At 60.9% G+C, this 13,785-nt stretch carries 13 protein-coding genes; 6 read left to right on the top strand and 7 right to left on the bottom strand.

The genetic code is table 11. The features are described from left to right. Positions 1–18: 18 nt before the first annotated feature. From J3A98_RS25680 to J3A98_RS25670, 3 genes are all read left to right on the top strand, one after another. A complete protein-coding gene (locus J3A98_RS25680; protein WP_209969364.1) occupies positions 19–1,617 on the top strand; it encodes a GMC family oxidoreductase in 1,599 nt (532 codons plus the stop codon). A 112-nt stretch (positions 1,618–1,729) separates the two neighbouring features. Then, positions 1,730–2,215, top strand: a complete 486-nt coding sequence (gene coaD / locus J3A98_RS25675) for a pantetheine-phosphate adenylyltransferase (RefSeq protein WP_010955660.1) — start codon at positions 1,730–1,732, stop codon at positions 2,213–2,215. Positions 2,216–2,316: 101 nt separating this feature from the next. Beyond that, complete coding sequence (locus J3A98_RS25670) at positions 2,317–2,568, top strand: YfhL family 4Fe-4S dicluster ferredoxin (protein WP_003249063.1); 252 nt, start codon at positions 2,317–2,319, stop codon at positions 2,566–2,568. Positions 2,569–2,672: 104 nt separating this feature from the next. On the opposite strand, the gene mutM is transcribed toward J3A98_RS25670, so the two are convergent. Together mutM and J3A98_RS25660 are read right to left on the bottom strand one after the other, a co-directional pair. Beyond that, a complete protein-coding gene (mutM, locus tag J3A98_RS25665; protein ID WP_004575471.1) occupies positions 2,673–3,485 on the bottom strand; it encodes a bifunctional DNA-formamidopyrimidine glycosylase/DNA-(apurinic or apyrimidinic site) lyase in 813 nt (270 codons plus the stop codon). A gap of 3 nt (positions 3,486–3,488) precedes the next feature. Beyond that, positions 3,489–4,307 (bottom strand): HDOD domain-containing protein, encoded by an 819-nt coding sequence (locus J3A98_RS25660; RefSeq protein WP_176684827.1) that lies wholly within the window; start codon positions 4,305–4,307, stop codon positions 3,489–3,491. A 175-nt stretch (positions 4,308–4,482) separates the two neighbouring features. Here J3A98_RS25660 and J3A98_RS25655 point away from each other — a divergent pair, with 175 nt between their 5' ends. Together J3A98_RS25655 and ilvD are read left to right on the top strand one after the other, a co-directional pair. Then, the gene (locus J3A98_RS25655) at positions 4,483–5,679 is read left to right on the top strand and encodes a class I SAM-dependent rRNA methyltransferase (protein ID WP_004575470.1); all 1,197 of its coding nucleotides are present in this window, start codon (positions 4,483–4,485) and stop codon (positions 5,677–5,679) included. A gap of 270 nt (positions 5,680–5,949) precedes the next feature. After that, positions 5,950–7,791: a dihydroxy-acid dehydratase gene (ilvD, locus tag J3A98_RS25650; protein ID WP_003249056.1), complete on the top strand. Its 1,842-nt coding sequence runs from the start codon at positions 5,950–5,952 to the stop codon at positions 7,789–7,791. A gap of 68 nt (positions 7,792–7,859) precedes the next feature. Here the strand turns inward: ilvD and J3A98_RS25645 are convergent, their stop codons facing one another. The 4 genes from J3A98_RS25645 to J3A98_RS25630 all read right to left on the bottom strand — a co-directional run bounded on the left by J3A98_RS25645 (position 7,860) and on the right by J3A98_RS25630 (position 11,317). Then, positions 7,860–8,948 (bottom strand): macro domain-containing protein, encoded by a 1,089-nt coding sequence (locus J3A98_RS25645; RefSeq protein WP_209969361.1) that lies wholly within the window; start codon positions 8,946–8,948, stop codon positions 7,860–7,862. After that, positions 8,948–9,589, bottom strand: a complete 642-nt coding sequence (locus tag J3A98_RS25640; RefSeq protein ID WP_209969357.1) for a DUF4433 domain-containing protein — start codon at positions 9,587–9,589, stop codon at positions 8,948–8,950. Before J3A98_RS25640 ends, J3A98_RS25645 begins: the two co-directional genes overlap by 1 nt. Beyond that, positions 9,586–10,164 (bottom strand): DarT ssDNA thymidine ADP-ribosyltransferase family protein, encoded by a 579-nt coding sequence (locus J3A98_RS25635; RefSeq protein ID WP_209969355.1) that lies wholly within the window; start codon positions 10,162–10,164, stop codon positions 9,586–9,588. The genes J3A98_RS25640 and J3A98_RS25635 overlap by 4 nt, the downstream gene beginning before the upstream one ends. 97 nt (positions 10,165–10,261) lie before the next feature. Further along, positions 10,262–11,317, bottom strand: coding sequence for a phosphorylcholine phosphatase (locus tag J3A98_RS25630; RefSeq protein ID WP_021783642.1), 1,056 nt, complete (start codon positions 11,315–11,317; stop codon positions 10,262–10,264). 244 nt (positions 11,318–11,561) lie between these two features. On the opposite strand from J3A98_RS25630, the gene J3A98_RS25625 reads away from it, so the two are divergent. Beyond that, complete coding sequence (locus J3A98_RS25625; RefSeq protein WP_209969350.1) at positions 11,562–12,953, top strand: L-cystine transporter; 1,392 nt, start codon at positions 11,562–11,564, stop codon at positions 12,951–12,953. Positions 12,954–13,226: 273 nt separating this feature from the next. Here the strand turns inward: J3A98_RS25625 and J3A98_RS25620 are convergent, their stop codons facing one another. Beyond that, positions 13,227–13,742, bottom strand: coding sequence for a dihydrofolate reductase (locus J3A98_RS25620; protein ID WP_176684755.1), 516 nt, complete (start codon positions 13,740–13,742; stop codon positions 13,227–13,229). Positions 13,743–13,785 lie beyond the last annotated feature (43 nt).

Here is a 13,785-nt window from a genome sequence, read left to right as displayed (position 1 = left end):
ACAACAAGAGCATCGCCAATGCCTGTCCCCGACCCGTTTCGCCAAGGCCTCGAACGCGGCTGGATCACCCACGACGCCTCGCGCCTGGAGCACGACCTGTTTCTGGAGGCCGACATCGCCGTGATCGGCAGTGGTGCCGGCGGCGCCACCAGCGCACAGGTGCTCAGCGCTGCCGGTTTCAAGGTACTGCTGATCGAAGAAGGCCCACTGAAGACCAGCAGCGATTTTCACCTGCTGGAGAATGAAGCTTACGCCAGCCTTTACCAGGAAGGCCTGGGGCGCATGAGCAAGGATGGCGCCATTACCATCCTGCAGGGCCGTGCCGTGGGGGGCACCACGCTGGTGAACTGGACCTCGAGCTTTCGCACCCCGCCGCAAACCCTGGCGCACTGGGCCTCGGTCCACGGCGTGAACGGTTTGGGCGAGGATGAACTACGCCCCTGGTTCGAACGCATGGAGCAGGAACTGGGTATCAGCCCCTGGGCCTTGCCGCCGAATGCCAACAACGATGTGCTGCGTCGGGGCTGCGAACATCTGGGCTACCGCTGGGGGGTGATCCCGCGCAACGTGCGCGGCTGCTGGAACCTGGGCTACTGCGGCATGGGTTGCCCGGTGAATGCCAAACAATCGATGCTGGTGACCCGTATACCTGCCACCCTCGAGCAAGGCGGCGAGCTGCTGTACCTGGCACGGGCCGAGCGCTTCACCCACAACGGCGAACGCATTCAGAGCCTGACATGCCAGGCCCTGGACGCCCAAGGCATACACCCAACCGGCAGGCAGGTCAGCGTGCGGGCACGCCATTACCTCCTGGCCGGTGGCGGTATCAACAGCCCGGCCCTGCTGCTGCGCTCTGCCGCGCCCGACCCACATGGCCGCCTGGGCAAGCGGACCTTCCTGCACCTGGTCAACTTCAGTGCGGCACGCTTCAGCGAGCGTATCGACCCCTACTATGGCGCCCCGCAGTCGATCTACAGCGACCATTTCCAGTGGCAAGGGGGCGCAGACGGTCCGGTTGGCTACAAGCTGGAAGTACCGCCGCTGCATCCGGCCCTGGCCAGCACCCTGCTGGGCGGGCACGGCCACGAGAATGCCCGGCGCATGGCCGAGCTGCCCCATACCCATGTGATGCTGGCGCTGCTACGCGATGGTTTTCACCCCGAAAGCCAGGGTGGGACCGTGGAACTGCGCGGCGATGGTTCACCCGTGCTCGATTACCCGGTCACCGACTACCTGCGTGACGGCTTGCGGCGCGCCTACCGGAGCATGGCACAAGTCCAGTTTGCCGCTGGCGCCACCCAGGTAACCCCGGTGCACAGCGACGCCAGCGCCGCATCAGGCCTGGAGCAGGCCCTGACCATGATCGACAGGCTGCGCCTGGAGCTCTTCCGCACGCGCTTGGGCAGCGCCCATGTGATGGGCGGCTGCGCCCTCGGCGAAGATCCGCGCCAGGCGGTGTGCGACAGCCTGGGCCGCCATCACCAGCTGGAAAACCTGTCGATTCACGACGGCTCGCTGTTCCCCACCAGCATCGGCGCCAACCCGCAATTGTCGGTGTATGCCATCAGCGCCAGGCTCAGTGAAGCACTGGCCACCCGCCTGGCACACAGCGCATGACAACGAATATGACCCCTGTCTATAGTGCCATCAGTCGGCCGCATGACTTGGCCGGGGCGCCGTCGCTGCGCTACCATCCGACTCCCCAACGCACTCCAGCCAGGATGACGCGATGAACCGAGTGTTGTACCCGGGTACTTTCGACCCCATTACCAAAGGCCATGGCGATCTGGTCGAGCGCGCTTCGCGGCTATTCGACCACGTGATCATCGCGGTGGCGGCCAGCCCCAAGAAAAACCCGTTGTTCCCGCTGGAACAACGGGTTGAGCTCGCCCGTGAGGTCACCAAGCACCTGCCCAATGTCGAAGTCATCGGCTTCTCTTCCCTGTTGGCGCATTTCGCCAAGGAACAGGGTGCCAACGTCTTCCTGCGTGGCCTGCGTGCGGTGTCCGACTTCGAGTACGAGTTCCAGCTGGCGAACATGAACCGGCAACTGGCCCCCGATGTCGAGAGCCTGTTCCTGACGCCGTCGGAGCGTTATTCGTTCATTTCCTCGACCTTGGTCCGGGAGATTGCAGCGCTGGGCGGTGATATCAGCAAGTTCGTCCACCCGGTGGTAGCCGACGCGCTGACTGAACGCTTCAAGAAGCAAGCCTGACGCCTGATTGTCGCGCCCGCGTGCACTGCGGGCGCGAATGCGGCACAATTGTGCCCATTGCGTTGAACATGCCCGGGCTGTGAGCCCCGGCCGGAGCCCCCATGTCCCTGATCATCACCGACGATTGCATCAATTGCGACGTCTGCGAACCCGAGTGCCCGAACGAGGCTATCTCCCAAGGCGAAGAGATCTACGTGATCGACCCTAACCTGTGCACCCAGTGCGTAGGCCATTACGACGAGCCGCAGTGCCAGCAGGTCTGCCCGGTCGACTGCATCCCGCTGGATGAAGCGCACCCGGAAACCGAAGAACAGCTGATGGCCAAGTATCGCCGGATCACTGGCAAGGGCTGATCACTGCCCTTCTCTGCACGGTCCCTGTGGGAGCGGGCATGCCCGCTCCCACATTTACCGCGCCAACGTTCAGGTTTCGCTTCAACAGGTTCGCAGCGAACGTTTCATCGCTGGCAACGCGGGCAGTACACGCTCGCCCTCTGCCCCAGCTTCACCTCGCGCAACTCAGTGCCGCATACCTTGCACGGCTGCCCGCCACGCCCGTACACAAACAGTTCCTGCTGGAAGTACCCCGGCTGCCCGTCGCCACCGATGAAGTCACGCAGGGTAGTACCGCCCTGCTCGATCGCCGCCGCCAGCACCCGCTTGATCTCGGTCGCCAGCTTCAGGTAGCGCGCCCGGGAAATCCCGCCCGCCTCCCGGCGTGGGTCGATACCGGCAGCAAACAGCGCCTCGGTGGCGTAGATGTTGCCCACTCCCACCACCACCGCGTTGTCCATGATGAACGGCTTGACCGCCATCGACCGCCCGCGGGACAGCTGGAACAGCCGCTCACCATCGAACAGGTCGGTCAGCGGCTCAGGCCCCAGGCGCAGCAGTAGCTCATGGTTCAGAGGGTCCAGGCTCCACAGCATGGCACCAAAGCGGCGTGGGTCGGTGTAGCGCAGCATCAGCCCGGACTCCAGTTCGATGTCGACATGCTCATGCTTGGCCGCCGGCAAGCCCAGCTCGACCAGCCGCAGGTTGCCCGACATGCCCAAGTGGCTGATCAGCGTCCCCACTTCGGCATTGATCAACAGGTACTTGGCGCGTCGCTCCACGCTGACGATGCGCTGCCCTGAAAGACGCACATCGAGGTCTTCCGGAATCGGCCAGCGCAGGCGTCGGTCGCGTACCACCACACGGCTGACGCGCTGGCCTTCCAGGTGTGGCGCAATACCGCGCCGGGTGGTTTCTACTTCTGGCAATTCCGGCATGTGTCAGTGTCCGCCCAACTCGCGAATGTTCTGCTTGAGGTTTTCGAAATCGTATTCCGACAAGCCAATGTAATCGAGCACCAACGGGCCGACCGCATTCCATTCGTGGTCCACCGACTGGTTGCCCAGCACCCGGTAGGACGCGCAGATATGCTCGGCCATCTTCAGCACCGCCAGCAGGTTTTTCAGCTGGCTCTGGGTGTTGCGCGAGGTATCGTCGCGGAACACGGCCAAGGCATTGTGGTGGTTGGCGATGGCCGCACTGAGGTGTTCGGGCAAGCGCCAGGATTTGGCTGTGAAGTAGCCAACCACTGAATGGTTGGTGTTGAACGCTCGGTTTTCGGTATCGACCACGCGTGTTTCTTCATCGGCCTTGGCGTATGCCTCTTCCAGCACGTCCATGTAAGTGGGGAAGCGCTTGAGCATCAACGGCACGCCACAGTCATGGAAGAGGCCAAGGGTATAGGCCTCGTCCGCCGCCTGAATGCCGGTTCGCTTGGCCAGCGTCAGGCAGGTCATCGCCACGTCCTGGGCGGTATCCCAGAAGCGGTTGAGGGTAACGATGGTCTCGTCGCTCATCTCACCCTTGATCGACTGGGCGTTGATCAGGTTGATGATCGAACGACTACCCAGCAGGTTCACCGCACGCTGGATCGAACCGATCTTGTTGGACAAGCCGAAGTGCGGAGAGTTGACCAGCTTGAGCAAGGCGCCAGAGAGGCCCGGGTCCTGGGAAATCAGCTTGGCGATGGTTTCCAGGTCCGGGTCAGGCATGTACTGCTCGAACTGCAGATCGACCATGATCTGCGGTTGAGGCGGGATGGTGATGCCTTGCAAGGCTTGCTGGATCTGTTCGGCGCTGAGTTCTTGGGACATACGTGCACACTCGTTTAGGACGCGGCATTTTAACCCTCTAAGCGCCCCCGGTTACCACTCCTCTAAAGGCGAAAGCACCGCAGACACGCTATAATCCCGCTCTTTTTCCCGGAGCGACGTCATGTCCCTGCCCAGCCTTCGCCTCAAAGCCAATGCCGACCGCCGCCTGCGCGCCGGCCACCTGTGGGTCTACAGCAACGAAGTCGATGTCAGCGCGACCCCTTTGCAAGGCTTCCAGGCGGGTCAGCAGGCCATTCTCGAGGCAGCCAACGGCAAGCCGCTGGGCATCGTCGCGCTGAGCCCTAACAACCTGATCTGCGCCCGCCTGCTGTCACGCGACATCAAGCTGCCGCTGGACAAGTCGCTGCTGGTACACCGCCTGAACGTCGCCCTGTCGCTGCGCGAGCGCCTGTTCGACCAGCCGTGCTACCGCCTGGTCTACGGTGACTCCGACCTGCTCCCAGGCCTGGTGGTCGACCGCTTCTTCGATATCCTCGTGGTGCAGCTGGCCTCGGCCACCATGGAAGCGCACAAGGATGACGTGATCGCCGCACTGGTGCAGGTGCTCAAGCCCAGCGGCATCCTGTTCAAGAACGATTCCGCCGCGCGCGACGCCGAAGGCCTGCAGCGCTATGTCGAGACCGTCTACGGCGAAGTGCCGGACTGGGTGCCGCTGGAAGAGAACGGCGTCAAGTTCGAGGCCCCGGTGCGCGAAGGCCAGAAGACGGGCTGGTTCTACGACCACCGCATGAACCGCGCCCGTCTGGCACCGTACGTGAAGGGCAAGCGTGTACTCGACCTGTTCAGCTACATCGGCGGCTGGGGCGTGCAAGCCGGTGCCTTTGGCGCCAGCGAAGTGTTCTGTGTCGATGCCTCGGGCTTTGCCCTGGACGGCGTGGAGCGTAATGCTGCACTGAACGGCATCAGCGAGAAGCTGACCTGCATCGAAGGCGACGTGTTCGAAGCCCTGCGCGAGCTGAAGGCGGCCGAAGAACGCTTCGACGTGATCATTGCCGACCCACCTGCCTTCATCAAGCGCAAAAAAGACCTGAAAAACGGCGAAGCGGCCTACCGCCGCCTGAACGAACAGGCCATGCGCATGTTGAACAAAGACGGCATCCTCGTCAGCGCCTCGTGCTCGATGCACCTGCCCGAGGACGATCTGAACAACATCCTGCTGACCAGCGCCCGCCACCTGGACCGCAACATGCAGTTGCTCGAGCGAGGCGGTCAGGGCCCGGATCACCCGGTACACCCGGCCATCGCCGAAACCCGCTACATCAAAAGCATCACCTGCCGGTTACTGCCGAACAGCTGAAATCTGCCAAAAAGGGCCGCCCAGCGGCCCTTTCCTGCCGCAATCCCCCCGCCAACCATCCACATCTGCATTCCCTCACCGCGCCAGCGGTGTAGAATCGGCCTATTCATCGCCAGTCATCCCCGGCGGGTTTATGAGCTCTGGTCAAGCACGCGGCGATCCCGCGCCGTCTTGGCCCCATCCGTGCCAGTGGCAACCGGCCTGCGGCGCAAAGGACAAGAGAAGCTCACTCCCCTATTTGTGACCTGATTAAGCCGCCAGGAGTGTTTCATGCCTGATTATCGTTCCAAGACTTCCACCCAAGGCCGCAACATGGCCGGCGCCCGCGCCCTGTGGCGCGCCACCGGGATGAAGGACGAAGACTTCAAGAAACCGATCATTGCCATCGCCAACTCGTTCACCCAGTTCGTCCCGGGCCATGTGCACCTGAAGGACCTGGGCCAGCTGGTGGCTCGCGAAATCGAACGCGCCGGTGGCGTGGCCAAGGAATTCAACACCATCGCGGTCGATGACGGCATCGCCATGGGCCACGACGGCATGCTGTACTCGCTGCCAAGCCGCGAAATCATTGCCGACGCCGTGGAATACATGGTCAATGCGCACTGCGCTGACGCCATCGTCTGCATCTCCAACTGCGACAAGATCACCCCCGGCATGCTGATGGCCGCCCTGCGCCTGAACATCCCGGTGATCTTCGTTTCCGGCGGCCCGATGGAAGCCGGCAAGACCAAGCTGGCCAGCCACGGCCTGGACCTGGTCGATGCCATGGTCATCGCAGCCGACTCCACGGCCTCCGACGAGAAAGTCGCAGAATACGAGCGCAGCGCCTGCCCGACCTGCGGTTCGTGCTCCGGCATGTTCACCGCCAACTCGATGAACTGCCTGACCGAAGCCCTGGGCCTGGCCCTGCCGGGCAACGGCTCGACCCTGGCCACCCACTCCGACCGCGAGCAGCTGTTCCTCACGGCCGGCCGCACCATCGTCGAGCTGTGCAAACGCTACTATGGCGAGAATGACGAGTCGGTCCTGCCACGCAGCATCGCCAACTTCAAAGCGTTCGAAAACGCCATGATGCTGGACATCGCCATGGGCGGTTCGACCAACACCATCCTGCACCTGCTGGCAGCAGCACAGGAAGGTGAAGTGGCGTTCGACCTGCGCGACATCGACCGCCTGTCACGCAAAGTGCCGCAGCTGTGCAAAGTGGCGCCGAACATCCAGAAGTACCACATGGAAGACGTCCACCGCGCCGGTGGCATCTTCAGCATCCTCGGTTCGCTGGCCCGTGGCGGCCTGCTGCACACCGACCTGCCGACCGTGCACAGCCGCAGCATGGAAGAAGCCATCGCCAAATGGGACATCACCCAGACCGATGACGAAGCCGTGCACACCTTCTTCAAGGCCGGCCCTGCCGGTATCCCGACCCAGACCGCATTCAGCCAGTCGACCCGTTGGGAAACCCTCGACGACGACCGTGAAAACGGCTGTATCCGCAGCTTCGAACACGCCTACTCGCAAGAGGGCGGCCTGGCCGTGCTGTACGGCAACATCGCGCTGGATGGCTGCGTGGTCAAAACCGCCGGTGTCGACGAATCGATCCACGTGTTCGAGGGCACCGCGAAGATCTTCGAAAGCCAGGACAGCGCCGTGCGCGGCATCCTCGCCGACGAGGTGAAAGCCGGCGACATCGTGATCATCCGCTACGAAGGCCCGAAAGGCGGCCCAGGCATGCAAGAGATGCTGTACCCGACCTCGTACCTCAAGTCCAAAGGCCTGGGCAAGGCCTGCGCCCTGCTCACCGACGGTCGCTTCTCGGGCGGTACCTCGGGCCTGTCGATCGGCCACGCCTCGCCAGAGGCCGCGGCGGGTGGCGCCATCGGCCTGGTGCGCGACGGCGACAAGGTACTGATCGACATCCCTAACCGTTCGATCAACCTGCTGGTCAGCGATGAAGAGCTGGCGGAACGCCGTGTCGAGCAGGACAAGAAAGGCTGGAAGCCAGCCGAGGTCCGTCCACGCAAGGTGACCACGGCGCTCAAGGCCTATGCGCTGCTGGCCACCAGTGCCGACAAGGGCGCGGTGCGTAACAAGGCGATGCTGGAAGGCCTCTGAGGTGCTTTTAGCGTGAAAAAAAGAACCGGCGCCCTGGGCGCCGGTTTTTTTTGATTGTTCATTGACGGTCAGTGAAGCGAGGTGACTGGGTCGGATCGAAACATTGACAGCTTTTGAAGAGCGATTCCAAGTGCCTCGTCATCGAACAGTTTGCTTTTTCGAGCAGCGGCACCTACCCCTCCTGACCAACTTTTCAGGTGTTCGCGAACTGCCGGGACTGTCGGCTCAACACCATCTTCATGCAATAACCAATCAACGGTGGCCAGCAGCTCCATACCAAACGGAGACTCGAAACCATCAATCAACTCGGCAGTGAACTCCAACGCCGGCAAATAGGCCTTGGCTTCACTGTTCAGATACGCCTGTAAAAATGACTTGCGCCCCTCATCAAACCAGATAACGTCCAGAGGGCCTGCATCGCTGATCCGCTTTCGGCAGTGTAAATAGCTGCCATCCAGGTTATCTAGCAGGTGCTCAAGCCGGTTGGCGTAAGGACCATACTTATGAGCGACAAACTTCAATTCCAATGGATTGATGCCTGGCGTGAACCGCTCGATTGATCGCTCCAGAAACCAGGCAAGCTTCTGGACTTCGAGCAAGCTGCACTCCATCCCCAGCACCCAATAGCGGCGCACAAGCTCTGCAATCAAGGCTCGAGCCGGGGTCAAAACCTCAACACCACTGCGCTTGGAAACGTTTTGATAATTTGCCGTAGGCTCGAAAACGAAAACATCCGCGTCCAGATCACCCAGAACGCTCTGAATCTGTTCTCGTACCGCAGCCCAAGGCAACCCTCCATTACCAGCACCAAGTGGAGGGATAGCAATCGATGCCACCTGGTTATTGATAATGAAGTTGCGCAAATCATGAAGGCCCTCGACGATCCAGCCGATTTGCGAAGGTGAGCGCCAATGCCGCTTGGTTGGGAAATTCACAATCCAGCGTGGACCGTCCAGCTCACGCACTTCAGTAACAAACATCTTCCCGGTAACTACCTCTTTCGCTTTGCAGGCAGCAGCATACTGGCGATAGTTCTCGACAAAACGCTCCTTGAACATCAGCGCGATGCCTTTCCCCATCACCCCTACGGTGTTAACTGTGTTAACCAGCGCTTCGGCCTTGGCCTCCAGCAGGTTACCTTGCATAAAGCGGATCATTAGAAGTACCACCCAGGACGAGCATACACAGGGAGATTCAATCGACGTTGCTGAACCTCCTTGTCGACACGCCCCTTCAAAGCTTCGTTGTAGCAGACAATTCCCAGAAGGGCAGCAACTGGGACATGTCCATGGATAAGGGCCTCCGCCTGATAACGCTCCATTTTCCGAGGGTCATCAGGGTCACGTTTGAAATCCCTGCGCTGCAAAATCTCCCAATCGATTTTGTCCAGCCGCGTGAGGTCACTGTAGTAGCCGGCCCAATGCGGGTAGGCATGGGCATCCGTGAACACAAACTGCAAACCCAGCGACTGCGCATGGTACAGGCTGGAGACAAGAATCACGATCTCTTCGTTCCGCCGCTGAGGAACACCCCACCCCGAATGAATATTCTTCATCATCACGGAGAACGGGGTGAAGTAGAACGGTACATAATCTGCCAGCGTCCCATTGGGTTCCAGAGGCACACGGCGTTGCGCTCGCTTGCTGATCAGCTCTGGATTGCCAATTCCAACGTAGGTGCTGGAAAGCTTCCCGGAGGAGACAGCGTGCAGCCCATGATCCAGAACCCACGACAGGTTATCGCGGTGAACAATTCGCCAGATGAGTGCCTTGGATGGGTTGAGACTGGAATAAATCATCTAGGTGGGAACATGTTTGGATTCGAGTCGATCCACAGATTGCCCATCCCCGCTCCTCTTGCTTCCCGCGCTACGGATTGCTGGATTTCAGGTGATGGCGTATAGATTTTTGAAAACTGGGCCGCCAGTACTGGGCCCGGGGCTAAGCACTCAGCCATGCAAATGTGCTTGCACAAGGGATCACGATACTCTCGTCGCTCCATCATGTCCCAGTCAATTGCTCCAAACCCTGCTTCATAATCCAGTAACTCGAACGTGCCACCGGCCAACGGATGCCTTGGTATCACCCGCCAGTTGGACTGACGAGCGTGGCTTCTGGCCACGGCAATTAACACAAAACGCTCACCCGATTGATCCTGATGCACTCTGCCATCGAAGGGGTTTTTCGCAAACCAATGAAATGGCACAAACTGTTCCAGCCCCTCATCCCGCCGGCCTTCGATAATTTCAGGATCAGTGATATCGGTAAAACCGGCCTGCAAGTGGGCTCTGGGAAGCAAGCCCCTTCGCATGATGGAAGGGACATTTTCAATACTTGTCAGGTGGTAGATGAACTGCTGATCTCGAATAGCCACTGGCAACCTCCGGCAGAAATGACATCCATGTGCCATCAACCATAGTCATTGGATCCACACCTGCCAGGGCGCAGCCAGCTCAAATCAAACCTAACCCCTATTGAATCTGCTCCGGCGTGACGATCACCCAGTTCTTGTCGGCCGTCACCGGCAACCCTTCCTTGGCCTGCGCCGCCGCATTTTTGGCAATCATCCCGTTGAGCTGGTCCATGTACTTGGCCTTGCGGTTTATCCACAGGTGGATACCGCCTTTGCCCACATCCACCCCGTGGAACTGCATGTAGCCATCGCTGGTCGGCGTGTCGCCGCCCACCAGCACCGGTTTCTTCCATTCATCGATGTAGGTAAGGATCGCCGCCTGCTTGCCCGCCATCCAGGTGGCCGGAGTCCACAGGTAGGGGGTCAGCTCCAGGCCCTCGTTAGCCTTGGCATCGTAGTGCCCGGCGCTGATCTGCTTGCGCGCAGTGGTCAGCTGGCCGCTGGCGCGGTCCTTGAGCAGCAGGCTCACGCCAATCACGTTCTGGGGTTTCACGTTGTATCCATACTTGGGGTCCGAGGCGACCATGCGTACCAGCTCTTCGGAGGCAGCCGAAACCACATAGACCTCGATGCCATTCTCCATCAGCTTGTTGTACAGCTCGGCCTGGCCCTTGAAGACCTTGGGCGGCTGAACCTCGATGGCCTTGACCTGGTCGCCTTCGTAATAGGTGCTGGGGATCGGCTTGGTCGAGGCCATCAGCTCATCCACCTGCGCCTTCAGCTGCTTGAGGGTAAAACCGGAGAACACCTGGGCTACCCACGGGTAGCAGACCATGTCATCGATTTCACACAGCCGGTAGTAGTAACTGAACAGGCTTTCCTTGTGCTCGGCAGTGTCCTTGAACGGCATCAGCTTCAACGAAGGGTCGAGCTTGTCGCGGCTTAGCAGGCCCTTGTTTTCCATGAACGGAAGCAAGGCTTCTTCCAGGTCATAGCGGTAACTGGTGTTGTCCATGTCGAATACCGCGTAGTTACCCTTGTTGGCATTGGCGGCGATCATGCTGTCGAGCTGTTTGGCCGCGTCGGCAGGCCAGTGTTTGAGCTCGGTGGCGAAGGTTTCGATACTGAACAGCAGGGACAGGCCGATGGCGGCGGCTTTCACAGCGACTTTCATGTACGAATCTCCTGAAATGACCCAGAAACGCTAGTGCAACAATCCTCACTGCAAACCCTCGATAACGACCCCCAGGCAACTGTAAACGCCTTGTTCATTGCAATTCGCGACACCTCGTTATTCCATAAACGACTATGTAAATTCCATTTGGGTATAAATTCGTTTGTTTTCAGGCTGTTAGCATTTCCGTTCGCAATCGCTCACAGAGGCGATGCCACTTCTGCTTTTTTCTGCTGGAGCTTCAATGAACCTGCCGCTGTCACTCAACCTGCTGGCGTTCCTGGCCCTGTTGCTGGGCCTGGCACAAACCCGCCGCACCGACTGGAGCCTGGCCAAGAAGGTACTGCTTGGCCTGGTGCTGGGCGTGGTCTTCGGCCTTGTGCTGCATACGATCTATGGCGCAGGCCACCCCGTGCTCAAGGCAACCATCGCCTGGCTCGATCTGGTCGGCAACGGCTATGTCGGCCTGTTACAAATGATCGTCATGCCGCTGATCTTCGCCTCGATCCTCAGTGCCGTGGCACGTTTGCACAATGCCTCTTCGCTGGGCCGCATCAGCGTGCTGAGCATCGGCACCCTGCTGCTGACCACTGCCATTGCTGCCCTGATCGGCATTGTGTTGACCAACCTGTTCGGCCTAAGCGCCGAGGGCCTGGTGGCCGGCGTCCAGGAAAGCGCACGCATGCAGGTTATCCACAGTGACTACGCGGGCAAGGTCGCCGACCTCAACATCCCGCAACTGCTGCTGTCGTTCATCCCCAGCAACCCGGTAGGCGACCTGGCGCGGGCCAAGCCGACCTCGATCATCAGCGTGGTGATCTTTGCGGTGTTCCTCGGCCTGGCCGCGCTGCAGTTGATCAAGGACGACGCCGAGAAGGGCGAGCGCGCCCTGTCGGCCATCGACACCCTGCAGGCGTGGGTGATGCGCCTGGTGCGGGTCGTGATGAAGCTGACCCCCTATGGCGTGCTGGCGTTGATGACCAAAGTCGTGGCCAGCTCCAACACGGAGGACATCCTCAAGCTGGGCAGCTTCGTGGTGGTGTCGTACCTGGGCCTGGGGTTGATGTTCGTGGTGCACGGCATGATCCTCGCCGCCACCGGCGTGAGCCCGCTGCGCTTCTTCCGCAAGGTGTGGCCGGTGCTGACCTTCGCCTTCACCAGCCGCTCCAGCGCCGCCAGCATTCCGCTGAACATCGAGGCACAAACCCGCCGTCTGGGGGTGCCGCAATCGATCGCCAGCTTCAGCGCATCGTTCGGCACCACCATTGGCCAGAACGGCTGCGCCGGGCTCTATCCGGCCATGCTGGCGGTGATGGTCGCGCCAGCGGTAGGCATCGATACCTTCGACCCGCTGTGGATCGCCACCCTGGTGGCAATCGTCACGCTGAGCTCGGCAGGCGTTGCCGGCGTGGGCGGCGGTGCCACCTTCGCCGCGCTGATCGTGCTGCCAGCCATGGGCTTGCCGGTGGAGTTGGTGGCGCTGCTGATTTCGGTGGAGCCGCTGATCGACATGGGCCGTACGGCGTTGAACGTGAACGGTTCGATGACGGCGGGCGTTGTCACCAGCCAGCTGTTGAAAGAGACGGACAAGGAAGTGCTGGCCGGTGATGAACATGCCGAGCTGAGCCACACCTGACAGATCGCCGGGGCGCAATGCGCCCCTTTCGCGACAAGACCGCTCGTGTCTTGCTCAAAGTCTGAACACCCTGCTGTCCCCCGTAGGAGCGGGTTCACCCGCGAAAGGGCCAGGCCTGCTGGCCAATTTTCACCAGCCGTTCGCCGTTGCCGCCGCTATCGTATTCGCGGGTAAACCCGCTCCTACAGGGTGGTGGATACACATCGGGGGTTGGACACAGGCCGCTGTAGGAGCGGGTTCACCCGCGAAGGGCTGCAAAGCAGCCCCAACATCTCAACCCTTATCCCAAACCTCGAAGTGATACACCGGCTTACCTTCCTCAGCCCGTGCCTCGCTAGAGGTCAGCCTCCACTGCCCTTCATCAAACGCCGGGAACCACGCATCCCCCTCTGGCGCCAACTCAACCCGCGTCAGGTACATGCGGCTGACCAGCCCCTTCTCCAGCGCCTGCCCATACAGCTGCGCGCCACCAATCAGCATCAGCTCACCGACGCCCTGCTCGCGCGCCCACTGCTCGGCCCGCACCAACGCCTCTTCAAGCGAGGCGAACACCTCGGCACCCGCCAGTTCAAGCCCCGGCTGGCGGCTGACCACGATGTTCAGCCGCCCCGGCAGCGGCCGCCCCAGCGAATCCCAGGTCTTGCGCCCCATGATGATCGGCTTGCCCAGGGTGGTGGCCTTGAAGTACTTGAAGTCCCCCGGCAAATGCCAGGGCATGGAGTTGTCGATGCCGATCACGCGGTTCTCGGCATACGCCGCGATCAGGCTGAGGGGGAGTGATGTATTCATGCCAGCGAGGATAGCACCGGGCGTGTGGGTTATGCTTCTGCCT

Source organism: Pseudomonas sp. BP6 (genome assembly GCF_017875935.1).
GTDB lineage: Bacteria > Pseudomonadota > Gammaproteobacteria > Pseudomonadales > Pseudomonadaceae > Aquipseudomonas > Aquipseudomonas putida_Y.
This window is presented reverse-complemented; position numbering and strand designations above follow the sequence as displayed.